We start from the raw sequence: 25,326 nt of genomic DNA, 5'->3' as shown, positions 1-25,326 counted from the left end.
TTTTCTTTGCTTTATCTCGAATTATAATATTCCAACTTCCATCTTGAGGCTTAAAAATTTCAGCTGTAATAATTAAGCTTGACCAAAATGTATTGATGACCCCAGTATCATAAAAGCCTTCACCATTATGAATATTAACTTTGAAATCTTGCTGAATATCTCCACCGCTGCCTGTCACTGCTTCTTCATTTAATTCTATAGTATTAATTTCTACATTATTAGTTGAACTCTTCATATATCTTCTCCTTTATGATTATTTTCAATAAATGTAATATTCGGATGGAATATGTGGTTTTCTCAAAAAAGAATCATTATAATTTTATTATATGTAAATATATAATAAATGTTATTAGTAAAAAAATTAAACCAATATAACATCTGAAAATCAGATTTATATTGGTTAATTTTATACTACACTTAATTGTAATCTAACGGAACATATTTGTTATAATATATTTAAAATTCAAACTATTCATATGCATTTTCACCATGTAGTGAACTATCAAGACCTCTAAGTTCGTCATCTTCGCTAACTCTTACTGGCTCAAAATGATTCAATAATTTTAAAATTAGAAAGGTAACACCAAAAGCATATAGTGCAGTAAATATTACAGCAAATAGTTGAATAAAGAATTGGCGAGTGTCTCCAAATATTAAACCGTTTACTCCATTAACCTGTGATTCAGCAAAGACACCAACTAGAATGGAACCAAGGATACCACCAACACCGTGAACGCCCCAAACATCTAAAGCATCATCCCATTTTAATTTTTTTCTAAACTCAACTGCTAAATAACACACTACAGAAGCTAATATTCCAATAATAACTGCAGCCCAAGGTCTTACATAACCTGCAGCTGGAGTTATGGTTGCAAGGCCTGCAACTGCTCCAGTAAGAACGCCTATTATAGTTGGTTTCTTTTCAAATTTCCATGATATAAATAGCCAAGTTACCATAGCTATGGAACCAGCGATATCAGTGTTTATAAAAGCTGTAGCTGCAATACCATTCGCAGCTAGTGCACTTCCACCATTAAATCCAAACCATCCAAACCAAAGAAGCCCCGTACCTAAAGCAACAAAGGCAATATTATGTGGAGTCATTTTCTCTCCAACTGAAAACTTTCTCTTTCCTACAAAGAACACTGAAGCAAGGGCTGCCATTCCTGCACTAACATGAACAACTATTCCACCAGCAAAATCAACAACGCCTAGTTTCTGTAGGAATCCGCCTCCCCAAATCCAATGGCAAAGTGGGATATATATTAGAATAGTCCAAATTACCAGAAATTTTAAATAACTTTTAAAATTTATTCTATCTGCAAAAGCACCCGTAATTAGAGCCGGGGTTATAATAGCAAACATCTGTTGATAAGTACAAAATGTTAAGAATGGTATAGTTGGTCCGTATGAAGGATTGGGAGTAATTCCAACTCCTTGTAGCCCAAAATACTTAAGATTACCTATAATACCATGAATATCTGGACCAAAGGCTAAACTAAATCCACCAAAAATCCATATAACGGAAACTACACCCATGGAAATAAAACTTTGCATCATAATTGTTAGAACATTCTTTTTTCTTACCAATCCACCATAAAAAAATGCAAGCCCTGGTGTCATAAGACAAACAAGTGCTGCACTTAAAAGGACAAAAGCGGTATCGCCTGAATTAATTTGTGACATATAAAATTCCTCCTGTCAAAATAGTATTTTATTTTATACAGAGCAACATCTGTGCCATATTATGATCATCTTTGTTGTATTTTATTCCTTGTATTTCAAGGGTTTAGATGAGGTCATCACGTTAATATGGTAAATTGAGACAAAAAAAGATGAGACTATTTTGCGCAGTAGCGACAAAATAGTCTCATTTCCAAATCAATCTTCTATAGTATATTTTAGTATCTTTCTGTGAAGAGATCTTCGACTTATACCTAATAATACTGAAGCTTTTGTTCTATTTCCTTTGCATTGTTTTAGTGCTCTAATTAACACTTCTTTCTCTGCATGATCTATTACAGTATCAAGTGGGTAATACTGCTTATCAATAGAACTTAATGAATTGTAATTAGTGATATATGATGGCAGGTCATTTTCAGTTATTATTTGTTTTGAGGTTACCACAACGCATCTTTCTATAATGTTTTCTAATTCTCTTATATTACCAGGCCAATTAAAATTAATTAGATATTTTAATGCATCTTCAGTTATTTGTTTTTTTTCTCTACCAGATATTACTGAAGCTTTACTTAAAAAATTATTAGCAAGCATTAATATATCTTCTTTCCGTTCTCTTAGTGGAGGTAAATTTATTGGAACCACATTTAATCTATAGTATAAATCTTCTCTAAATAGTTTTTTCTTTACTAGTTCTTCAAGATTTTTATTTGTGGCTGCAATAATTCTCACATCAATTTTAATGGACTTTATTCCGCCTAAATGTTCAATTTCTCTCTCTTGAATCACTCTAAGTAGTTTAACTTGCTCATTAGGAGAAATATCTCCTATTTCATCCAGAAAAATTGAACCCCCATTTGCAAGCTCGAATTTACCGGGTTTTTTGACGGCTGCCCCTGTAAAGGCGCCTTTATCGTATCCAAAAAGTTCGCTATCTAAAAGAGAATCAGGTATAGCTGCACAATTAACTTTAATAAAAGGTTTATCTTTTCTTGAACTGAGATAATGAAGCGAATGCGCAGCTAGTTCTTTCCCAGTTCCAGTTTCACCATATATCATAACCGTAGATTTTGTATCAGCAACGCAGGATATCATATCTATAATTTTTCTCATAGAGGTACTTTCACTCCATAAAGATTTATGAATATTATCCACATTAGTTGTTGAATGTGAATCTATAATATCTGTATTATCAATACTTTGGATTATTTTTTTTACTGAGAGTACAATATCTTCTAGGTTAAAGGGTTTTGTAATGTAATCCTTAGCACCCATTTTTAAAGCATCAATTGCTGTATCTAATGTTGCAAAGGCCGTAATCACAATTACTTGAATCGCAGTATCTATCTCTCTTATTTTAGTAAGGAGTTCTATTCCACTAATGCCAGGCATTTTAATATCTGTGATAACCACATCAACTTGAAATGTGTCTATAATATGTAAAGCCTCATCCGCATTAGACGCAATATGAGTTATGTAATTTTCTTTTATAAAAATCTTCTGTAAGAGTCTTCTGACATTTTCTTCATCATCTACTATTAATATAGAGTATTTTGACATAAAATCACCATCCTATCTTTGAAGTACGGGCAGCTTTATTGTGAAGTTAGTGCCTACTGCGGTCGTACTTAAAACTTCTATTACTCCTTTATGATTTTCAACTATTCTAGAGCAAATTGCAAGACCGAGTCCTGTTCCTTTGTTTTTTGTTGTGAAGAAAGGTTCAAATATTTTATCCTCATTACCATCACAAATTCCAACCCCTGTATCTTGAAGCGTCACTTCTATTATATTAGATGATTCTAGAAAAACTGAGTGGAATGTTAAGGTTCCACCATTCGGCATTGCCTGAAGAGCATTTATAGAAATATTTAATACAACTTGTTCTATTTGTTCAAAATCAAAACACATATCAGGCACATTAGAAATATCCATTACTATATCTACATTTTTAGGGAGCATTTCTTTACTTATAAGCTTTACCACAAGGGTTAGAACTTCATTAATATTGCATAATTCAAGATTTAATTTCTTGGGTAACGCAAAGTCCAAAAATCTATCAATAATATTATTTAACCTATCCACTTCCCCAATTATAATTGAAATGTCTTCATTAAGTGCACTAGAGTCACCAAGCTCTAACTTTATATACTGTGCATACCCTTTTATGGATGTGAGAGGATTTCGAAGTTCATGGGCCATACCGGCAGATAAAGCACCTAATGACTCTAAATTCTTAGCCCGGAGTAAACTTTCTTCTAAATGTTTTATTTCTTCTACACTTCGGAAAACTCCAATTACCCCAAGTGTTTTTCCATTTACATCTTTCTGTAGTGAAGTGTTGATCATTATAGGAGTTTCAATTCCCATAATACTTTTAATTTTTATTATATGCTTAATATATATTATATCTTTTTCAAGTCCGTGAATTAGTAATTTAATAATTGGAAGCAAACTATTATCAATGGAATCTGTAACAGTCTTATCCAAAATATCATTTTCAATTATACCAGTTATATTGCTCGCTTCATTGTTAAAACTAGTAATTTTAGCCATGTTATCCATGGTGATTATTGCGTTTGGAATATTTTTAAAAAATTCACCCGTGTACTGTCTTATTTCAGCAAGGGAAGCCGCTTCACCAGAAATTTGTATTATCTGTTGCATCATAGCCTTAAGATTATCCAAAACCATGTTAAAAGATTCTGCCAGACTTCCTATTTCGTCACCACTTTCAATGTTGATATTTTTGCCAATGTCTCCTTCGGCAATATTTTGAGTTTGTTTTACTAATGTCTTAAATGGCTTGGTAATTTTCATTAATAAAAGTGATACTAGAACAAATACAATTAACACAGAAGAAATCACAATTACAATTGTATAATTTCTAAGGCTGTAGGTGACTTGAAAAGCTTCAGCTACAGGCTCCTCTACTACTATATTCCAAGTGTTTATTTGGCTTTTGTATTTGCTTATAGGTGAGTAAGCAGAAAAATATTGTATCTTAGCATGTACCGTATAGTATGTTTTATTACTTTTATCAGCTAAGCTGTCTGTATTTATTAAATTATTTGAGGGCGCAAAAATACTACTACCTTGGTTATCTACAATATAAGCATAACCCTTACTACCTAATCGTACATTTTTAACAATGTCAGAAATTGCATTAAAATTCATTCTTTCAACGACTGCCCCAGTAATTTTATGGTTTTCATCTATTATTGGAGAGGCAAAATATACTCCATAGGATTTGGTATCAGGGAAATATGTAAAATCAGATACGAAATTTGTACCTTTTAAAACTTCAGGTAAGAATTTTTTGTAAGCAATATCGGTCTGAGGTTCTCCAGAAAATACTTCTATATTATAATCGGCATCAGTTATAAAAATATAATCATATGCCTTATAAGCATTTCTTACACTATTCAAATATTTAAGCTTTACATCTTTTTTTATCTGACCCTTTTTTAATAGGGGAGAAGTTGCCATAACTTGAATATCTCCATATCGCTCGAACATATATCTTTCAATTTTATTTGAGGTTTCTTCGGCTAAGGTAATAAATTCTTTTTCTTTCGAAAAATTAATAGCTTGTTTAGTACTTTTGAAAAACAAGAAACCAACACTTACAAATAGTACCGCAGCAAGAATTGTAAAAACCATCATCAATTTGATTTGTAAAGAAGTTTTTTTAAATCTCATTTCCATCATCCTTTTTTTATATAAGCGATTTATCATATTGAATTTAATAATTCATGTAATATAAACTATAAAAATTATTTTTCCTATTAGAAATAAGTTTCTAGATATACTAATAGTATAATAAATTCTACCATAAAGATACAGTATATAAAACATAACAAAAACATGTAAAAATAATATAGCAGCAACTTCAAGAATTCTTTTCGCTAAAATAATGATTAACTTTAAATATAATATACAATACTACATTATATAATTAAAGATTCTGTATCGTTGCGGTACACATGTGCTAAAATGATACATTGAATCAATGATGAAAACGATTTATTGTATCATATTGGTGCATTTACATATAAAGAGTTATATTTATTTTATTCTATTATTTAAATTAAAAAAAAGTGAAGTTATAAACCATTGAAAATCAATGCCTTATAAACTTGTTTTTTTGTAAAAGAAATTTTGGCATATTTATTGCTATTTGCTATATACGTAAAGTAGACAGCAACAACTAAGCATAGAGAGGAATGAAGTGAAAATGTATATTGGTTTATTTGTAGTATTAGTATTAATTTTAGTATTACCGTTAACGGTAAAAAAATTTGAGGAAAAGATTGAAGTTTTTCTTTTTATGATGGGTATTTTAGCAATATTTATCTCAAAGTCTAATAGTGTACATTTCTTTTTAGAGGTTTTAACAGATCACTTCTTATACATGATAACAGGTGCTGTTTTAATTGGAAGTTTTTTGTTCAGATATGCAAATAAATATATCCAAAAGATAATAGAGGATATCTTAACCCGTGTACCATTGAGATTATTTGTTTTTCTTATGATCGTCATTATAGGGCTAATATCAAGTATTATAACAGCGATAATAGCTGCACTTTTTTTAGTGGAAATTATTGAAATGCTTCCAGTTAGTAAAAAAAATAAAATAAAAATAACCATAATTACATGTTTTTCCATTGGGTTAGGTTCCATATTAACGCCAATTGGTGAACCTTTATCTACTATCATTGCTACTAAATTACATTTGGATTTTTGGTATATGCTGACTCATATTGGGATATATATCATTCCTGCTGTGGTTATGTTGGGAATATTTGGTTCTTTATTTGGGAATAAGTACAATGATCCTCTAGATGATATGAAACTAAAAATTGAAACGCAATCAAATATAAGTATTTTCTTGAAATCACTTGATATTTATATATTCATTATTGCATTAGAAATGCTTGGCGCAGGTTTTAGACCTATAGTAGACACCTATATCATACAATTAAATAGCGATTTTTTGTATTGGATTAATATGTCCTCTGCTGTTCTTGATAATGCAACACTTGCGGCAGCAGAAATAAGTACAAAGATGAGCACAAATCAAATAAACTCAATAATTATTGGATTGCTTATAAGCGGAGGAATGATGATTCCAGGAAATATTCCTAATATCATTGCAGCAGGAAAACTTAAGATAAAGAGTTCCGAATGGATGAGTTTTGGATTACCTTTGGGATTAAGTATTATGGGAGGATATTATATAATTTTATTTGTTATGTAACAGTACTTTCGCATATTATTTTTCAAGTCGAATAAGGGACATTCAGGTAAATATCCGTCGTATAATTGACTTGTTATTTATTTTCATGACACTAAATAGATGAAGTAGTATATAATAAATTTTATATACTATTTTTTTATTTGAAAATACTACTAAGATTGGTATGTAAATATTAAAGGCATAAGAATATCAAGTTTCTGAATGGTATAAGGGGGGGGCAAATATGGCTATAGTGTTTTTTTTCGGAGGTCTTGTGACTGGATTTTTTTTATGTATAGTTATAAAAAAAATTTCCTATTTAGTTGTAATAAAAGAGAATACAAAGAACTATATTAATATAATGGGTTCAAAAAAAATCAAAAGGTTTACTGAATTTACAACTAGTGATATTATAGTGATTTTAATTAGTGGATTATCATTTTTAATTTCTTTTTTACAAATTGGGCTAAACGTTATTTTTGTTCAAGCCTTAGTGTTAAATTCTATACTAATTGTTGTTTCTTTTATTGATATTGAGCATCAAATCATTCCCAATAAAATAATTATTTTCACATTAGTTATTGGTGTTCTTTTTTCATTTATAGATAATATTTCGTTTATGAGTGCAGTTGGTGGAATGTTACTTGGAGGAGGACTGATGCTTCTCTTAGCACTTGTACCTGGCTCGCTTGGTGGAGGAGACATTAAATTGATGTTTGTGCTTGGGATATTTTTAGGACCAAAAGGAGCTTTATTTGCTCTGCTTTTAGCTTTTATTATAGCTTCTATTATAAGTATATTATTATTGCTTTTCAAAATAAAAAAGAGAAAAGATTATATACCTTTCGGCCCATTTTTAGCTTTAGGTAGCTTTATTGCTTTTCTTTTACAACAGTGAATTATTATGAAAATTTCAATTTAATAATGACAAAAAAAATAAATTTGTACTGAAAGTGTAAATTTCTCTTAGGAAATTAAGATATTAGACGATATATGTATTATGGATAAAAAGTTTATTAACTTTGGATTTTATAAATACTATAAGTATACAAATGTAAATATGTACTTATTTTTATCAAAATAATAAAAGTAGGTGATAACTAATGAATAATCTAAGCATAGATATTGGACACGTTAATGAAATTATAAAAAAGATAATTCATCAGATAAGTAATAGTCGAGAACAAATTCTTGAAATAGTTGATAATGTAAGAGTAGAGTACGAAAATCTAAAAGAAGAGCTTATGGGAATTAGAGTAAGCATAGATAAAGTTATTAATGAAGTTGATGCTCTTGAAGTACAGGATAAACTTATGCGTAAAAAATTAGTTGAGGTTTCAAAGAAGTTTAACTCATATGATGAGGAAGAAATTAAAACTGTATATGAAAAAGCTTCGGATATTAGAGTAAAGTTCATTATGAAGCAAAATGAAGAGAAGCAACTTAGAGTTAGAAGAGATACACTTGAAATATTATTAAAAAAATCTATAAAAAACATAGATAATTCTGAAAAAGTAGTTAATCAGATAAGTATTGCTATGTCATATTTAGAGGGTGATATTCTTTCAGTTTTAGAAGGAGCTGACAAGAGTTCTGATATGTTTATAGGAATAAAAATATTAGAAGCACAGGAAAATGAGCGTAAAAGAATATCTAGGGATATTCATGATGGACCTGCACAACATATTGCTAATATTATCATGAAAGCAGATATTTGTAAAAAAGTTATTGAAAAGGATTTTAATGAAGGATTAAAAGAATTATCTGATTTAAAAGAAAGTGTAAAAGTGGCGTTAAAAGAAGTTAGGAGTATTATTTTTGATTTAAGACCTATGACACTGGATGATTTAGGGTTAAACAAAACCATTGAGCAAGCTGTAAAATCCATTTCAGATGATTTTAATATAGATATCAAGTTAAAATTGAAACCGCTACAGACAGAGGTCGAATCTATTATTCAAGTAGCGGTATTTCGTATTGTTCAAGAACTGTTCAATAATATAAAAAAACACTCAAAGGCAAAACATGTAGAGGTTAAATTAGATTTTGGTACAAAATATTTAAGACTTCTTATATCAGATGATGGTATTGGCTTTGATGTGGAAGAAACCTTAAAAAGAGTAAAAACCAAAGGAACTTCTTATGGACTTATTGGCATATTTGATCGAGTAAACCAATTACAAGGTCAAATTCATATAGAATCTTCAAAGGGGGCAGGTACGGTTTATAATGTTGTGCTTCCAGTTAATCGGGAGGTGATAAGTGATGAAAAAAGAGGGAATTAAAGTATTAATAGCAGATGACCATGATCTTATTAGACAAGGATTAAAGAGAATAATTAGTTTCGAGGAAGACATAATTATCGTTGGTGAAGCTGAAAATGGTGAGAAAGTTCTTACTATGTTAAATATATGTGAACCTGATGTCATATTATTAGATATGAAAATGCCTTTAATGGATGGTCTTGAAGTGCTACAAAGGGCAAAGGAAGGATCAAAGACTATAAAAGTAATAATGCTTACAGTTGAAAATGACAGGACTTTTATTCTAAATGCTATTGATAAGGGCGCAGATGGATATGTACTTAAAGATTCTGCAGGAACAGAAATTGTAGAGGCCATTAGAACAGTATATTTAGGAAATAAATATATTGATAAATCACTCGTTTCTGTTCTATTCTCCGGCTTTAAAAGTAAAGATAAAAAAGAAGAGTGTATTTTAGATTTCCTTACAAAAAGGGAACTTGAAGTTTTATTATATATTTCCAAAGGGTTAAGTAACAAAGATATAGGTGAACGTCTGTTTTTATCAGAAAAAACAGTGAAGAACTACGCAACAAACTTGTTTAAGAAGATAAAAGCACATGATCGTGTTCAGGCCACTATCTATGCACTAGATCAGCACATTCAGCAGTATTATGAAGCTAAGTTTCAAGACTAATTGTAGAGATTTTATTTTCAAATTTAACGTGGGACTTTTCTCTATAAAAAATAGGGACAAAGGTCCCTATTTTTTATTGACTTTTACACCTATAGAATGTGACTTTTAGTATCTTATATGTGTCTCTATTTAGTAATATAATAAAATCAATAAAAGAAAGAAAGTTGAAACAAATCCAATATACCAAATTAGAGGAGGAATTATTATGTTAATGAACTTAATTAATTATGTATCATCAAAGGTTAAAAATGAAGAAGGGCAGGGTATGGTTGAATATGCATTATTAGCAGGACTTATTTCAATAGTTGCAATAGTTGCACTAACCTCAGTCGGAACAGAAGTTCTAGCGAAGTTCAACGCAATCGTTGCTGCCCTAACACCAACGTCAACGCCATAATAAATAAGTGAAGTATCATTTTCAGTGGAGAATTGAGAGTTAGATTGATTTTTACTATTGTCCCAAACTAAAACACACAATTCCACATTTCAACTCTCAAATCTCTAACATAACAGAGGTGATTAGTATGAAAAGTTTAAGAAATGAAAAAGGACAATCCCTCGTGGAGTTTGCCATTTTACTACCTATAATATTGTTACTATTAATGGGTATTTTAGAATTTGGTTTAATGTTAAATTCATATCTGACCATCAATAATTCAGCTAGAGAAGGTGCTAGACTTGGGATAGTAGCTGGTTCTAATATAGAGATTGAAGAATTGATTAACAACAGTTCCCCAAATTTAGATACTGCAAATTTAGTAGTAAACATAACGCCAGTAGAAGGAAGTAGACAATCAGGTGATACCCTTACAGTAGAGATTATATATAATTACCAGGTAATTATTCCTATAATAAGTAATATCCTTAACAATGTGGTTGTATTAAAAGCGCAAACATCCATGAGGATAGAATGAGTGGTGAGTTTAGCGACATTTTAAAAGTCGTTAATACTCGGCTCCACAGGAGATGATTTAATGCGAAAATTAAATAATAAAGGAAATGTCGCTATTATATTATGTTTAGCTTTTACGGTGATTTTGGGTTTTACAGCTTATGTAGTAGATATTGGTCTAATTTATGTTGAAAAAGTAAAATTATCTAATGCTATTGATTCAGCAGTCCTAGCGGCCATTCTAGAATTACCTTCAGATGCCACTAAAGCAGAAAATGTTGCTATAGAATATCTCCAAAAGAATAATGTTGATCCAAGCAAAGTTACGATTACCATAAGTGATGATAAAAAAAGTATTCAGATGGTTGGTATAAAAACTGTAAATCACTTTTTTGCACCTATAATTGGAATAGATAGTAGTAATGTAAATGCAAGTACAAAAGCAATTATAGCCCCTATAAAATCTGTAACAGGTGGTATTAGACCCTTTGCAGTTGAAAAATATGACTTTTCTTATGGTGATGTGGTGACACTTAAAGTTGGTGCTGGAGATGGCTATTGTGGAAATTATGGTGCAGTTGCATTGAAAGATCATGACGGCGCAAGTGAATTCAAGTCAAATGCAATTTATGGTTTTAGTGGCACTATAACTGTAGGGGATATGATATATACGAAAACCGGTGTCATGGTTGGTCCTACTAAAGAAATTATAGAATACATTAGTTCAGAAGTTAGCAGTTTTGATAATTTCCAGAGAGGTTCTATTAGATTATGGACAATGCCAATAGTACAATCACTAATAAACGTTAATGGAAGCGATGAAATAGAAGTAGTAGGTTTTGGAGAATTTTATGTGGAAAACGTAATTAAAGACACCGGGAAAGAGAAAGGGAATATGGAAATTCAAGGACGTTTTATTAAATATGTAACAAATGGCGAGATTGATATGACTTTAAGTGATACTGGAGCATATGGAGCAAAACTCGTAAAATAGGACTAAATATTAGAAGTATGGGCGGTGTTTCTATGAAAAATACAGGGAAAAGACTAATTTTAGTATCATTCATATTGGCAGTGGTAAGTAGCATCTTTATTTTTGTATATTTGCAATCTCTAAAAACACCAGATATAGCGGTTAAAGAAAGAACTGTTTTAGTTGCTGCTGAAACAATACCACCAAGAACGATAATAGTAAAAAAAATGGTTAAAGAAATTCCAGTTCCTGACAACGAGATATTTAAAGATTATATTGTGGAGTCTTCTAGTATTATAGGTAAATACACTAAAGACATTATTTTAAAAGATGAAGGGTTCCATAAAGATAAGTTGATAAATGAACTTGATAATGAATTGAGTTATAAAATAGAAGGTAATAATAGAGGAATTTCCATAAATGTTAATGGAAGTACAGGAGTGTCAGACCTTATTAAACAAGGAGATTTTGTTGACATAATTGTGTATTTAGAAGAGAAGAAAGATGGTCAAAAAATTATTAGAGAGGAATTGTCTAGAATCCTACTTCAAAATATTAAAGTTATTGCAATAGATAAATCGCTTAATAGAGGTGATGCAGAAAGAGTAGTTGTACCTACCAATTACTTAGTGACATTGTCTGTGCCAGCTTTAGATATAGAAAAACTTACGCTAGCAGAAGATACTGGTAAGTTAAAATTAATTTTACGACCTTTAAAAGCAGATTCTATTCAAGAAACAGAAGGTGCTAATTGGCAAGATCTTGTTCTAGATAATTCTAAAGGAATTAAAAATTTATTGTCAGAACCGAATACTAAACCAGTTGAAGTAGATAAAGTAAATTCAAGTGATTCTAAGTATGACAAATATGTTTATTATATTATATTACAAGGCGACACTCTAAGAAAAATAAGTACAGCTTTTTATGGAGATCCAAAAAAATATGACTTAATAAAGCAAGCTAATGGAATTGAAACAGAAAATCTAATTAAAACTGGAACAAGCATTAAAATCCCGGTACTAGAGAAATAGGGGTGAAATTATGAGCAAAATTAAAATACTAATTGCAGATGATATAGAAGAAACCAGAAATGTAATAAAGAAAATTTTGAATCTAGAAAATGAATTTTTTGAAATTGTTGGTGAAGCGAGCAATGGGGAAGAAGTTTTGAAACTAATTCCGAAGGTAAAGCCAGATATTGTATTAATGGATATTAATATGCCTGTACTTAATGGTCTTGAAGCTACAGAGAAGATCACAAATCTATTTCCCGCTGTTACAGTAATTATTATGTCCGTTCAAGCTGAAAGTGAATATCTTAAAAAAGCTATGTTCCATGGAGCAAAAGAATACATTATTAAGCCTTTTAACTATGAGGTTCTTGTTAACACTATAACAACTACCTATGAAAAATATAAAGATAAGGTTATGAATGGATCTTACTTTGGTGAAGGGAAGACTAATGCGAAGCAGAGTAATGCAAAAATCATAACTTTTTTTAGTTCTAAAGGGGGAGTAGGGAAATCTGTTTTAGCACTAAATAGTGCGGTGACACTAAGTAAAGTGCACAATAAAAAAACTCTCCTAATTGATTTAGATTTACAATTTGGAGATATATCAATGCTCGTGAATCAATATGAACAAAAGACCATTCTTGATGTTATAGAGGATGGACAATTAGAATCCTATGAAAACATAAAACCTTATTTACATGAATTTAATGAAAATCTTCATATCCTTTTTGCTCCAACAAAGCCCGAAGCAGCAGAGTATATTGGGAAAGATAGTATCGAAAAAATCATGAAAATTTTGATCAAACAGTATGATGTGATTATAATTGATACAGGCATTAACTTTAATGATACCACGCTTTACATTTTAGATCTTTCAGAAATAGTACTATTTGTTGCAACCATGGAAATCGTTGCTCTAAAAAATACTAAATTAGGTCTAGGAGTTATGCAATCCCTTGGATATGATAATAATAAAGTAAAATTAATTATTAATAATTTTACTACTAAATATGGAATAAGCAAGCTTGACGCAGACGGAGCATTTAAAGATGGTATTTATGCTATGATACCAGAAGAGCAAAATACAGTTAGTATTTCAGTTAATAAAGGACAACCCTTCTGTGATAGTCCAAAATATGATAAGCTCAAAATAGGAAAAGCTATTGCTATAATGTGTAAAGACTTAGCAATGTAGAGGTGATGGTATGTCCCTTATAAAGAGATTAGAAGAGATAAATGTAGATAAAAAATGTAATAAGCTTGACGAAAAAGAAGCAGATCCTTATTTTGAGTTGAAAACAAAAATACAAAATAGAGTGATAGAAGAACTAGATATAGATTTTAATGATATATCGGATCAAAATCAGGAATTAAGAGAAGAAATAAATTTTATTGTTATGAAACATATAGAACAAGAATCTCTGAACATGACAACAAATCAAAAGAAAAAAATAAAAGAAGAACTATTGGATGAAATTATTGGCTTTGGCCCTATTACGGCCTTACTTTCGGATAAAAGTGTAACTGAGATTATGGTTAATGGGCCAAATCACGTTTATGTTGAGCGGGACGGAAAACTAGTGCTTACTGATGCTAAATTTAAAAATGATAATCATGTTATGCATGTTATTAAAAAAATCGTAGCTCCTATTGGAAGAAGAATAGATGAAAGCTCTCCTATGGTTGATGCGAGACTACCCAATGGTTCTAGAGTAAATGCTATAATACCACCACTAGCTATTGACGGACCTTCAATTACCATAAGAAAGTTTGCTGAAGACCCTTTTAAAGTAGAAGATTTAATAAATTTCGGAACTCTTAGCTCAAAGATGGCAGAACTCCTTAAATATTGCGTTGAAGCTCGTTTAAATATTGTCGTATCAGGTGGGACTGGCAGTGGAAAAACCACCACTTTAAATGTACTTTCGTCGTTTATTCCTGAATCAGAACGTATTGTTACTATTGAAGATGCGGCAGAACTACAACTTTCACAAATACATGTTGTGAGACTTGAGACAAGGCCTTCTAACATTGAAGGTAAAGGGGAAGTTAATATAAGAGACTTAGTTAAAAATAGTCTAAGAATGAGACCCGACAGAATAATAATAGGGGAAGTACGTTCAGGGGAAACCTTAGATATGCTTCAAGCCATGAATACTGGTCATGATGGCTCATTAACAACTGGGCATGCAAACTCCCCAAGAGACATGTTATCAAGACTGGAAACTATGGTACTTATGTCAGGAATGAATCTGCCTATTAAAGCAATTAGAGATCAAACAGCATCAGCTATTGACTTAATTATCCAACAGTCAAGACTTATGGACGGTAGTAGAAGAATAACCCATATAACAGAAGTTCAAGGTATGGAAGGAGACGTTATAACCCTACAGGATATATTTAGATTTGAACAAAAGGGATTAGATAATAAGGGGAAAGTAAAAGGAGAATATATATTTACAGGTGTAATGCCTAAATTTTTGGAAAAATTCAAAGAAAGAGGTATTAATATACCAGGGGGCATCTTTATCTAATGAAGTCTACTTCTTCACTAAAAATATAAAGTGGATGTGATGAAAATGATATATATTATAATGTTTCTTATTTTTTTCTTAGTTTGGTCATTGATATGTGCTTTGCTACTAACTATATTTTATAAGGAAAAGCCCATTGATAAACTAAAATACTTTGAGGAAAATTATGAATTAAAAGAAAAAATTGAAAGTGTGAAGAAGATTAAAATAACCCCTTTGAGAATATTATCAAATCTAATTCCCAATATTAAATTAAATGAGAAACATGATAAAAAATTAGAATTAGAACTAATAAAAAGCGATATACCTATTACAGTAGAAGAACTATTAATAATAAAAATGCTTACATCAACAATTTTCGCTCTTTTAGCATATGCATTTTCAAAAGATTTTGTTATTGTGCTTTTCTTATTTATTCTAATTTGGAACCTACCCAACATCCTTATATCCCATAGAAAAAAAGAAAGAGTTAAGATTTTTAATGAACAATTAAATGAAGGCACAATGATTATCTCAAACTCACTTAAAGCAGGTTATTCTTTTTTACAAGCCATTGCAGCAGTATCTGAAGAGACAAAGAATCCTTTTGCTAAAGAATTTAAGAAACTACTGAAGGAAATGAGTTTAGGTATTTCAGAAGATATAGCATTAAATAATATGCTAAATAGAATGGAATCGGAAGATCTTAGGCTAATAGTAAATGCTATTTTAATTCAGAAGGATATAGGAGGAAACTTATCAGAGATATTGGATAATATCTCGAGTACTATAAGAGAGAGGCAAAAGATTCAGAATGAACTTAAAACACTAACTGCTCAAGGTAGACTATCAGCAATTGTTGTAATGCTTATTCCTGTTTTCATAGGTATTACCATTTATTTCACTAATAAAGAGTATATTATGCTTTTGTTTACTACCTCAATTGGGTTAGCAATGGTAGTCACTGCAGTTTTAAGTCAAATAATAGGTTTCTTTATTATTAAGAAAATTATTAGAATTGATATGTAGTAAAATACAAAAAAATGGTTGAGGTGATAACATATGCTATATATTATAGTATTTATCTGTTTTATAATTATATTTATGTTTTTTTATGGAACTATGCTTATACTAAATAAAAGTAAGTTGACAATTGGATCTAGAATAAAACAAGTTAAAAATATTGATACTGATATTGATGATAGATCAGAAATCGCAAAAAGATCTTTTTCACAAAGGGCACTTATGCCTTTTTATAAAATGATAATACAATTTATCATTAAAGCAACTCCAAATAAAAAAATAACATTGCTTAAGAAAAAGTTAGAAAAGGCAGGATTATTAAAAAATAATACCCCTGAGAATTGGTTATATATTAGAATTATGATAATGCTAATTTTTTCAATCCTATCTGGGTTTCTAAGTTATAAAGTTGAAGCTAATTTTTTTAAGGCATTACTTATTGCATTACTAATTATGCTACTTATAAGCACAGTTTTTAATTTCTACCTTTCAAAAAAAATAAGTATAAGGAAAAAAACGATTGTAAGGGAATTACCTTATACGCTGGATTTAATTACAGTAAGCGTTGAAGCTGGATTATCTTTTGATGGTGCCATGGCCAGGGTTATTGCAAATATAAGTGGAGAGTTATGTGATGAATTTGCAAAAACCCTAAAAGAAATACGTATGGGAATACAAAGAAAAGTAGCACTTAAAAATATGAACCAAAGGTGTGAAGTAAAGGAACTATCATTGCTTCTTACATCTTTAATTCAAGCTGATGATTTAGGAGTTGGTCTTTCGCACGTGTTAAGACTTGAGTCTGAAGGGCTCAGAGAGCATAGAAAGCAAGTTGCGAGAGAGGCAGCTATGAAAGCACCTATTAAAATGTTATTTCCACTTATATTTTTTATTTTCCCTTCAATATTTATTATAATTTTAGGTCCAACTTTTATTAGAGTTTTAAAAATGTTCTAGAGGTGATAATATGATTAAAGTATTAAGATATAGGGACGAAGCTATTATTGATGTATTCATAGCTGATTCGTATACTAAAAGGCTATTGGGCTATATGTTTAGAAAGAAACCTCATCATGATGCTATTCTGCTAAAGCCCTGTAATAGTATCCATACATTTTCTATGAAGTTTAATATTGATGTTTTGTTTCTTAATGAACAAATGAAGGTTATTAAAAAAACAGAAAATTTAAAACCAGGAAAAGTTATTACTAAGGTAAGGGGAGCTAAAATTGTCATAGAATCAAAAGAAGGTGCTTTTAATAAGATTAAAGAAGGAGATATCCTTGAAATTTGTTGAATTTATTATTTTCAAAGAATTAAATCATAAAGAATGCTATAATTGTATTCTAAATTAGATATTGGAATTTATGATTAAAGCAAAAGAAGGTGGAAATAATGAAGGATAACAAATATTTACCTATTAGTAAGAGTGATATTATAGATAGAGGTTGGACCGAATTAGATTTTATTATAGTTACTGGTGATGCCTATGTAGATCATCATAGTTTTGGAACGGCAATTATTTCAAGGGTTCTAGAAAGTGAAGGCTATAAAGTAGGAATAATCGCTCAACCTGATTGGAAGGATACAGAAGACTTTAAGAAACTCGGCAAACCTAGACTAGGATTCTTAGTTAATTCTGGTAATATGGATTCTATGGTTAATCATTATACTGTAAGCAAGAAAATGAGAGAAAAAGATCTGTACTCTCCTGGTTCAAAGATGGGCTTAAGACCGGACAGAGCAACAATAGTTTACTGTAATAAATTAAGAGAAGCATATAAAGGTATTCCTATTATTATTGGAGGAATAGAAGCAAGTTTAAGACGGTTTGCGCATTATGATTATTGGAGTGATAAGGTAAGAAAGTCAATGCTAATCGATAGTGGGGCAGATCTTCTAATATTTGGTATGGGGGAAAAACAAGTTGTTAACGTTGCAAATAAATTAAATGAAGGTATAGATATAAAAGACATTACAAAGGAGCTTGGAACTTGTTATATAACTGAGGACATAGAAAATATAGGTGACCATGTTGAAATAGCATCCTATAAGGAAGTCTGCAATGATATGAAGAAATACGCAGAGGCTTTTAAAATACAATATGATGAACAAGATCCTATTCGTGGTGGAGTTATAGTGCAAAAGCATACTAATAAGTATCTTGTGCAAAATAAACCAGAAATGCCACTTACTAGAGAAGAATTAGATGTTGTTTATGGTTTGCCTTATCAAAGGAGTTATCACCCTAGTTATGAAAAACTGGGTGGCGTGCCAGCTATAGAGGAAGTTCAGTTCAGTCTAGTTAGTTCAAGAGGGTGTTTTGGTAGTTGTGCTTTCTGCGCCATAACCTTTCATCAAGGTAGAATTGTGCAAAGTAGAAGTGAAAATTCATTAATAGAGGAAGCAATAGAAATTACAAAATTAAAGGGTTTTAAAGGATATATTCATGATGTAGGTGGGCCTACTGCTAATTTTAGACGACCTGCATGTGATAAACAATTAAAAGTAGGTGCTTGTAAAGATAAGCAATGTTTGCATCCAGCACCATGTAAGAATTTAAATGTTGATCATATGGAGTATTTAAACGTGCTTAGGAAGCTTCGCGAATTACCAAGTATTAAAAAAGTTTTTGTACGTTCGGGGCTGCGTTATGATTATATTATGGCAGACAAAAACGAAACCTTTTTTAATGAACTTATTAAGCATCATGTAAGTGGGCAACTAAAGGTTGCACCGGAGCATGTTTCTCATAAAGTTTTAAAATACATGGGTAAACCAGCAGGTAAAACTTATGATAAATTCAGAGAAAAGTTTTACAAGGCTACTGAGAAAATAGAAAAGAAACAATATCTTATTCCTTATTTAATGTCTAGTCACCCGGGATGCAGCATAAGTTCAGCAGTAGAGCTAGCAGAATACCTTAGGGATACTAATTATCAACCTGAACAGGTTCAAGATTTTTATCCAACCCCAGGAACACCATCAACAACCATGTTTTATACAGGTCTTGATCCAAATACTCTTGAAGAAGTTCATATACCTAAAACAAAGCATGAAAAAGCAATGCAAAGGGCACTTCTTCAATATAAAGATCCTATGAAATACGATTTAGTGTACTCTGCTTTAACAGAAGCAAATAGAGAAGATCTCATAGGCTTTGGACCAAAGTGTTTAATAAAACCAAGGGGGAACAAAAATAAGGAAAATTCAAATAACCCAAACATAAAACCAAAACAACAAAAGGGCAAAGATGATAGAAGAAATGTAAAAAGTACCACTAAAGATAAGCATACAGATACAAACTTCAAAAGGAAAAGTAAACCTATAACTACCGTAAATAAGCCAAAACAAAGCAGTAGACAGGAAAACAAAAATAAAGCTAAAAACAAAAAAAGAAAATAGTAGGTAATAATAAATACCTATATCCATATTGCGGATATAGGTATTTATTATTACTCTTTTTTAACTATTTTTTTTATACTTTCTTCTTCGACTAGTTCACTTTTACTCAAACCTTTTCTAAAATATCTAATTTGTTTATACTTAACTTTGTTCATTTCAAAATCTAAAACATCAATTCTGTCACCTTTATAAATAACAGCTTCTTTATTACCTTTTAAAAATACGTGTACTTCCATAGTTTTATTTATTAGCTGCATAGCAGCTACCCCTTCCGTTGTATTTTGATTTGCTAATATTTTTGTTAGTGTTTATAAGTCTAAACCATGAATTTCACATAAAGAGTTAACTATTGAGAAAATCAATACTGAGGCCAAATTTGCAGTAACCTCATCTTGATCAAACCTTGGTGAAACTTCTGCTATGTCAAAACTGATTACCTTATTAGACTTTAAAATATAGCTAAGGAACTTTAATACGCTTTCTGGATCTAATCCTAAGGGTTGAGATGAACTTACACCAGGTGCAAATGCTGATGAAAATACATCGGAACATATGGTTATGTAAATTTCATCTTGAAATTTTATGAAGTTATCTAATCTTTCAAACATATTTAAGTTATCACTATTTACAATATCTTTTGCTAATATGTACTCAGCCCCAAGTTTATCTGCGGTTTTAAATAAATCAATAGTATTACTATGTTTTTGGACTCCAATACATAGGTAAGAATATTTTAAATTTTCTGACCTGCAAATATCTGCTATTTGCCTAAACATAGTTCCTGAGCTACCGCCACTCGGATAAGGTCTAAGGTCAAAATGAGCATCAAAATTTATTATACCTATATTAGGACTCGTTGTACTTTGCTTTAAATAATTTAATATACCATTATAATGTCCAAAAGCTATTTCATGGCCTCCACCTAAAACAATTGGAAAAAGATTTAGGCTTAGAATTTGCTCTATTGCTTTGGAAAGTAAATTTTGACTTTCTTCTAAAGATATATTCTCGCAAAAAACGTTGCCTGCATCAAAAAGTTTTACTTCCTCCGTAAAGCGACAAGGAAGATTAGATAGTTCTTTTCGAATACTTTCAGGCCCTTTAGCAGCGCCAGTCCTGCCTTTATTACGCTTAACCCCTGCATCACAACAAAATCCTATAAAGGCAAATCCTAGAGGCCCTTTGAATGGAATTAAATTTTCTTCTCTTAAATCAATAAAATTCACCCATTGATGCCATCTAAAGGAATCAAAATTACTTTCACTATCAATTCGTCCTTGCCAATGAGTTTTATCTGTAATTTTATAGTTTACATCAACCATTTTGCCCTCCTTGAAGTTCTTTTTAATAATAATAATAACAATTATTACTACCTAAATTATAATGCCATTATTTGCATTTATCAAGGTGAAATTAGGAAGAAGTTTAATAATATAATATTAGTTAACCATTTATTTACTAGTGAATATAATATTAATAAAACTAATAGTAGGTGATTGAAGTGTATAATAAAAATATTATAAATTTGATTGGAAATACGCCACTTATAAGTTTAAAAAAACTATATGGTTCAAATATATTTGCTAAAGCTGAATTTCTTAATCCAGGTGGAAGCATAAAAGACAGAATCGCAAAATTTATGATCGAGCAAGCAGAAAAAGAAGGAATATTAAAGCCTGGGATGACAATAATGGAAGCAACTTCAGGAAATACTGGGATAGGTCTAACTTTAGTCGGAATTCAAAAGGGTTATAAAGTTGTTATAGTAATGCCTGAGAATATGAGTGATGAAAGAAAGAAAACAATAAGGCTACTCGGTGGGGAACTTATATTAACCCCCCTGGAATTAAATGTTCAAGGTGCTTTAGATGAGGTTAAAAGGCAATTAAAAAACAATCCCAATATTTTCGTTCCTAATCAATTTACTAACATTAATAATCCATTAATTCATTATAATACAACTGCGCTTGAAATATGGAATGAATTAGACAGTAATGTTGATATTTTCGTATCGGGTGTAGGTAGTGGAGGAACCCTTCAAGGAGTAGGAAAATTTTTAAAAGAAAAAAATCCAAAATGTATTATTGTGGCGGTAGAACCAAGAAATTCTTCAGCTTTATTAGGTCATTCTCCAGGGTTTCATAAAATACAAGGAATAGGAGATGGATTTATTCCACAAGTATTAGATGTTTCATTGATTAATGATATAATAATGGTTACTGATGATGAAGCTATTGAGACATCTAAGGAAATAGCAAGGGTAGCAGGAGCTTTAGTTGGAATCTCTGCTGGAGCCAATGTATGGGCAGCAGAAAAGATGGCACAAAAATATGGGATGGATAAAAATATAGTGACTATTCTACCTGATAGAGCTGAAAGATACTTTAGTATGAATTTATTTGAAGCTCAGTAGAAATTTTAAAGTGAGAATAACAATACAAATATCTTTTTATTAAAAATCTAATATTGATTTAATTCTAAAAGGAGATAGAACAATGATTTGTAAAGAATATTTATTGGATACTAATATAGTTATAAAAGTGTGGAATAAATATCCTACCTTGCTTGATACTATTGAAAATATAGAATGGATTGATTTTAAAATCTCTGAGGATATTGCTGGGGAACTGTCTGTAAAAGAGTATGTACAATTCAAAAAAGACTTTATACTATCAAATAAATTTTTGAAATTATTAGCGCATATTATTACTGATAAAGATTCTAGTTTTACGCAAGAGCGCCTACAGAGTGATTTTATTAAATATCAAAAGAATAACAATATATATATTGTTAATGGAGATAAAATTTCTATAAATGACTATGGTATAATTGATATTTGCGAAAAGAATAAAGACTATATCCTTGTGACGGATGATAAAAAAACAAACAGAAGTGCAAAAATCATATTGGATTCTTCGAGGGTCCTAGATTTTCAACAATTTCTAAATGAGTTAAGAGAATTAAATGTGTTATAACAAAAAAACAATATAGGAGGCTGCAATTCTAGTGAATTACAGCCTCTTATACTATTTTGATGCATAAAAAATTCATTATTTAATATTTTTTTCTAAGTACTGTTTAAATCTAAAATTCCACAATTCATAGATTTCAGGATTTTCATCATAAACTACTGCTAAAAATTCATCTAATACGCCTAGATGGTTTAGCCCTTTCATTAGATGTCTGGGGTAAATCACCTTTTTAGAATAATTATTTTTAGGATCAATTACAGTAATCGAAAAATCTTCCTTTAAGTACAAGTCCTTACATCTAATATCTAGTTTGCGAAAATTAAGCCTCTTGAATTCTAAAATAAGTTGCAAAATATTATGTGATATTTCCTTATTTATGCCATGCTTCTTTATATACTTATCTAACTGTTGTCCACTTGCGTAATCTCGTACAATGTAGTAATTTCCATGTTCGTAAACTTTGGGGAAATATTTGCTTTTTCTAGTTTTATTGAAAATACTAAATTCGATTTCACAAATTTTTTTATCTTTGAAAATCTTAATTATTCTTTTGTTAGGAAGTAAATAAACTATTCCATTATGACCAGAACCTAAAAATTCAGATGTTCTAAGCATTTTTTCTACTTTACTATTTAATTGAATAAAATAATTTTTGTCAGCTTTAATATTGTCATCTTTAATATTATCATCTTCTTTATAATTATATTACTCTATTATATGATAAAGAGTTGTAAGTATTTCCTAAATATTAATTTAAAAGCAATTTAGTTTAAAATATTTATATTATGCATTATACAAATTAACTATTTTTATCTAGAAAACTCTTGTTATCCCATGCCATTTTTAATGCATTATTTATGTTTTTCATAAATTTATTTCTAAACGAAAGAAAATTTTTCCCATCTTGAATTAACTTACCTGTATTTTTGGTAGGTTCTTTGATTTCAAAAACTATATCATTAAGAGCTTGTAATCTTCTAGTTAGATTGATATTTTGTTTTTCGAGTTCAGCAGTATAAATATTAGTGCTCTTTTGCTCAATATTTAAATTAATTAAGGTATCAGAATACTGAAAGCCTTTAAATATACCCTTATAATAAGATAATTCAATAAAATCTTTGATTCTAGGAGAAGTTGTTTGCTTTAATAGTGATTCTACATAAAAATCTTCTAGTTGATCCTTATTAAAGCCACTTTTAACTGCTCTATTCATAATTCTATCTGATATTGATTTAATTTTGCTATTATTAAAAGTCATAAATACCTCCATTTATAAAACATTCTTTTGTTTTTTTAGCTTGATTATAATGTATACCTATTTTATTTTATCAAATTAATCGGTATGAGTAAACAGAAACAACAAAAGCCTAAGCATATAAAATATAGGCTTAGGCTTTTGGTTAATTAAAATATATCGAATTTTATACTATTCTAATTTCTAATAAACTATTTTCACTTAATATATAATCTTTTTTATGCACTGATAAGTTCACTGCGATATTATTCTCATTTTGAATTTGAAGGATGTTTGCAGTAAATTTAATGTTTAGTAGGGCACCCCTAAACATTATTTTAAAGGAACATGAGCGCCAGTGCTCCGGGATGGTTGTATTTAAAACTAATTTATTATCATTAACACGGAGGCCACCAAATCCATGAACTACTGCCATCCAAGTTCCTGCCATACTAGTGGTGTGACAGCCATCCTTTGTATCATTGTTATAATTATCAAGGTCAAGTCTAGAGGTCCTTAAATACATTTCATAAGCTTTATCATGACTACCAATCTTTGCAGCTAAAATAGTATGAATGCAAGGGGACAAGGAAGACTCATGTACTGTTCTAGGTTCATAAAAATCAAAATTTCTTTTAATTGTTTCAATGTCATATTCCTGTTCAAATAGATAAATACCTTGAAGTACATCCGCTTGTTTTATAAAGCATGAGCGAAGTATTCTATCCCATGACCAGTTTTGATTAATTGGTAGATGCTTTTTATCTAGTTCTTTAACTAAAATTTGTTCTTTATCCATATACCCATCTTGTTGAAGAAAAATTTCAAGTTCCTGATCATAAGGGTAGTACATATTTTGTGTAATATTATTCCAAGTAGTTATTTCATCATCTTTAAAATTGACTTTTTTCTTTAGCTCGTTTAATCTTTTAGGTTCATTTTGACTTAGATAATTCATAACCTCAAGTGTATATTGCAGAGTCCAGCAGGCAATTCTATTAGTGTACCAGTTATTATTTACATTATTTTCATATTCGTTTGGTCCAGTAACACCTAAAATCACATATTTATTTTTATCTTTTGAGAAAGTGGCTCTTTGAGCCCAAAATCTTGATATTGCTACTAGCACCTCAAAACTAAATTCGCCAAAGCAAGACTTGTCGCCAGTATAATTTACATAATTATATGTAGCATAAGATATAGCACCGTTTCTATGGATTTCCTCAAAGGTTATTTCCCACTCATTATGACATTCCTCTCCATTCATTGTTACCATTGGATATAAGGCTGCTCCATTTGTAAAACCTAATTTCTCAGCGTTTTCTATGGCTTTATCTAACTGTTTGTATCTATATAATAAAAGATTTCTAGATACTTCTTCTCGTGCTGTACTTAGATAGAAGGGAATGCAGTAAGCTTCAGTATCCCAATAAGTGCCTCCA

General features: G+C 30.3%; 25 protein-coding genes. 16 read left to right on the top strand and 9 right to left on the bottom strand.

The window, feature by feature from the left end; all coding sequences use genetic code 11:
- The 4 genes from JJE11_RS01655 to JJE11_RS01640 form a co-directional block, all read right to left on the bottom strand.
- A partial coding sequence (locus JJE11_RS01655; protein WP_291632507.1) for a hypothetical protein occupies positions 1 to 235 on the bottom strand: 235 nt, incomplete at its 3' end.
- A gap of 233 nt (positions 236 to 468) precedes the next feature.
- A complete protein-coding gene (locus JJE11_RS01650; RefSeq protein WP_291632506.1) occupies positions 469 to 1,686 on the bottom strand; it encodes an ammonium transporter in 1,218 nt (405 codons plus the stop codon).
- Between the two features lie 195 nt (positions 1,687 to 1,881).
- Positions 1,882 to 3,240 (bottom strand): sigma-54 dependent transcriptional regulator, encoded by a 1,359-nt coding sequence (locus tag JJE11_RS01645; RefSeq protein ID WP_291632505.1) that lies wholly within the window; start codon positions 3,238 to 3,240, stop codon positions 1,882 to 1,884.
- Between the two features lie 12 nt (positions 3,241 to 3,252).
- Positions 3,253 to 5,382 (bottom strand): ATP-binding protein, encoded by a 2,130-nt coding sequence (locus tag JJE11_RS01640; protein WP_291632504.1) that lies wholly within the window; start codon positions 5,380 to 5,382, stop codon positions 3,253 to 3,255.
- A gap of 535 nt (positions 5,383 to 5,917) precedes the next feature.
- Here JJE11_RS01640 and JJE11_RS01635 point away from each other — a divergent pair.
- The 14 genes from JJE11_RS01635 to JJE11_RS01570 all read left to right on the top strand — a co-directional run bounded on the left by JJE11_RS01635 (position 5,918) and on the right by JJE11_RS01570 (position 19,678).
- Positions 5,918 to 6,940: a DUF1646 family protein gene (locus JJE11_RS01635; protein ID WP_291632511.1), complete on the top strand. Its 1,023-nt coding sequence runs from the start codon at positions 5,918 to 5,920 to the stop codon at positions 6,938 to 6,940.
- A gap of 223 nt (positions 6,941 to 7,163) precedes the next feature.
- Positions 7,164 to 7,817, top strand: coding sequence for an A24 family peptidase (locus tag JJE11_RS01630; RefSeq protein WP_291632503.1), 654 nt, complete (start codon positions 7,164 to 7,166; stop codon positions 7,815 to 7,817).
- A gap of 205 nt (positions 7,818 to 8,022) precedes the next feature.
- Complete coding sequence (locus JJE11_RS01625) at positions 8,023 to 9,204, top strand: sensor histidine kinase (RefSeq protein WP_291632502.1); 1,182 nt, start codon at positions 8,023 to 8,025, stop codon at positions 9,202 to 9,204.
- Entirely contained in the window at positions 9,185 to 9,859 is a 675-nt protein-coding gene (locus JJE11_RS01620; protein ID WP_291632510.1) for a response regulator transcription factor, read from the top strand. Before JJE11_RS01625 ends, JJE11_RS01620 begins: the two co-directional genes overlap by 20 nt.
- Before the next feature lie 205 nt (positions 9,860 to 10,064).
- A complete protein-coding gene (locus tag JJE11_RS01615) occupies positions 10,065 to 10,256 on the top strand; it encodes a Flp family type IVb pilin (protein WP_366927898.1) in 192 nt (63 codons plus the stop codon).
- Positions 10,257 to 10,383: 127 nt separating this feature from the next.
- A complete protein-coding gene (locus JJE11_RS01610) occupies positions 10,384 to 10,773 on the top strand; it encodes a TadE/TadG family type IV pilus assembly protein (protein WP_291632501.1) in 390 nt (129 codons plus the stop codon).
- Positions 10,774 to 10,833: 60 nt separating this feature from the next.
- Positions 10,834 to 11,745: a TadE/TadG family type IV pilus assembly protein gene (locus tag JJE11_RS01605; protein ID WP_291632500.1), complete on the top strand. Its 912-nt coding sequence runs from the start codon at positions 10,834 to 10,836 to the stop codon at positions 11,743 to 11,745.
- 32 nt (positions 11,746 to 11,777) lie between these two features.
- On the top strand, positions 11,778 to 12,755 hold the full coding sequence (gene cpaB, locus JJE11_RS01600) for a Flp pilus assembly protein CpaB (protein ID WP_291632499.1): 978 nt from the start codon (positions 11,778 to 11,780) through the stop codon (positions 12,753 to 12,755).
- A gap of 10 nt (positions 12,756 to 12,765) precedes the next feature.
- Positions 12,766 to 13,932: a response regulator gene (locus JJE11_RS01595; RefSeq protein ID WP_291632498.1), complete on the top strand. Its 1,167-nt coding sequence runs from the start codon at positions 12,766 to 12,768 to the stop codon at positions 13,930 to 13,932.
- Between the two features lie 10 nt (positions 13,933 to 13,942).
- On the top strand, positions 13,943 to 15,271 hold the full coding sequence (locus JJE11_RS01590) for a CpaF family protein (RefSeq protein ID WP_291632497.1): 1,329 nt from the start codon (positions 13,943 to 13,945) through the stop codon (positions 15,269 to 15,271).
- A gap of 45 nt (positions 15,272 to 15,316) precedes the next feature.
- Positions 15,317 to 16,279, top strand: coding sequence for a type II secretion system F family protein (locus JJE11_RS01585; protein ID WP_291632496.1), 963 nt, complete (start codon positions 15,317 to 15,319; stop codon positions 16,277 to 16,279).
- Between the two features lie 33 nt (positions 16,280 to 16,312).
- Complete coding sequence (locus JJE11_RS01580; protein ID WP_291632495.1) at positions 16,313 to 17,230, top strand: type II secretion system F family protein; 918 nt, start codon at positions 16,313 to 16,315, stop codon at positions 17,228 to 17,230.
- Positions 17,231 to 17,240: 10 nt separating this feature from the next.
- Positions 17,241 to 17,570, top strand: a complete 330-nt coding sequence (locus JJE11_RS01575) for a DUF192 domain-containing protein (RefSeq protein ID WP_291632494.1) — start codon at positions 17,241 to 17,243, stop codon at positions 17,568 to 17,570.
- Positions 17,571 to 17,668: 98 nt separating this feature from the next.
- The gene (locus tag JJE11_RS01570; protein WP_291632493.1) at positions 17,669 to 19,678 is read left to right on the top strand and encodes a YgiQ family radical SAM protein; all 2,010 of its coding nucleotides are present in this window, start codon (positions 17,669 to 17,671) and stop codon (positions 19,676 to 19,678) included.
- A 50-nt stretch (positions 19,679 to 19,728) separates the two neighbouring features.
- Here JJE11_RS01570 and JJE11_RS01565 read toward each other — a convergent pair whose 3' ends face one another.
- Together JJE11_RS01565 and hutG are read right to left on the bottom strand one after the other, a co-directional pair.
- Positions 19,729 to 19,914 (bottom strand): hypothetical protein, encoded by a 186-nt coding sequence (locus JJE11_RS01565; RefSeq protein WP_291632508.1) that lies wholly within the window; start codon positions 19,912 to 19,914, stop codon positions 19,729 to 19,731.
- 72 nt (positions 19,915 to 19,986) lie between these two features.
- On the bottom strand, positions 19,987 to 21,000 hold the full coding sequence (hutG, locus tag JJE11_RS01560; RefSeq protein ID WP_291632492.1) for a formimidoylglutamase: 1,014 nt from the start codon (positions 20,998 to 21,000) through the stop codon (positions 19,987 to 19,989).
- A gap of 179 nt (positions 21,001 to 21,179) precedes the next feature.
- On the opposite strand from hutG, the gene cysK reads away from it, so the two are divergent.
- A complete protein-coding gene (gene cysK, locus JJE11_RS01555) occupies positions 21,180 to 22,091 on the top strand; it encodes a cysteine synthase A (protein WP_366927897.1) in 912 nt (303 codons plus the stop codon).
- A gap of 82 nt (positions 22,092 to 22,173) precedes the next feature.
- Positions 22,174 to 22,653 carry a hypothetical protein gene (locus JJE11_RS01550; RefSeq protein WP_291632490.1) on the top strand — a complete coding sequence of 160 codons (480 nt, stop codon included), beginning with the start codon at positions 22,174 to 22,176 and terminating at the stop codon, positions 22,651 to 22,653.
- Positions 22,654 to 22,728: 75 nt separating this feature from the next.
- On the opposite strand, the gene JJE11_RS01545 is transcribed toward JJE11_RS01550, so the two are convergent.
- From JJE11_RS01545 to JJE11_RS01535, 3 genes are all read right to left on the bottom strand, one after another.
- Positions 22,729 to 23,265, bottom strand: coding sequence for a protein kinase (locus tag JJE11_RS01545; protein ID WP_291632489.1), 537 nt, complete (start codon positions 23,263 to 23,265; stop codon positions 22,729 to 22,731).
- Between the two features lie 184 nt (positions 23,266 to 23,449).
- The gene (locus JJE11_RS01540) at positions 23,450 to 23,908 is read right to left on the bottom strand and encodes a hypothetical protein (RefSeq protein ID WP_291632488.1); all 459 of its coding nucleotides are present in this window, start codon (positions 23,906 to 23,908) and stop codon (positions 23,450 to 23,452) included.
- 163 nt (positions 23,909 to 24,071) lie between these two features.
- Positions 24,072 to 25,326: glycosyl hydrolase family 65 protein (locus tag JJE11_RS01535; RefSeq protein WP_291632487.1), on the bottom strand; the 1,255-nt coding region annotated here is incomplete at its 5' end.

Source organism: Clostridium sp., assembly GCF_016650095.1.
Lineage (GTDB): Bacteria > Bacillota > Clostridia > Clostridiales > Clostridiaceae > Clostridium_AD.
This window is presented reverse-complemented; position numbering and strand designations above follow the sequence as displayed.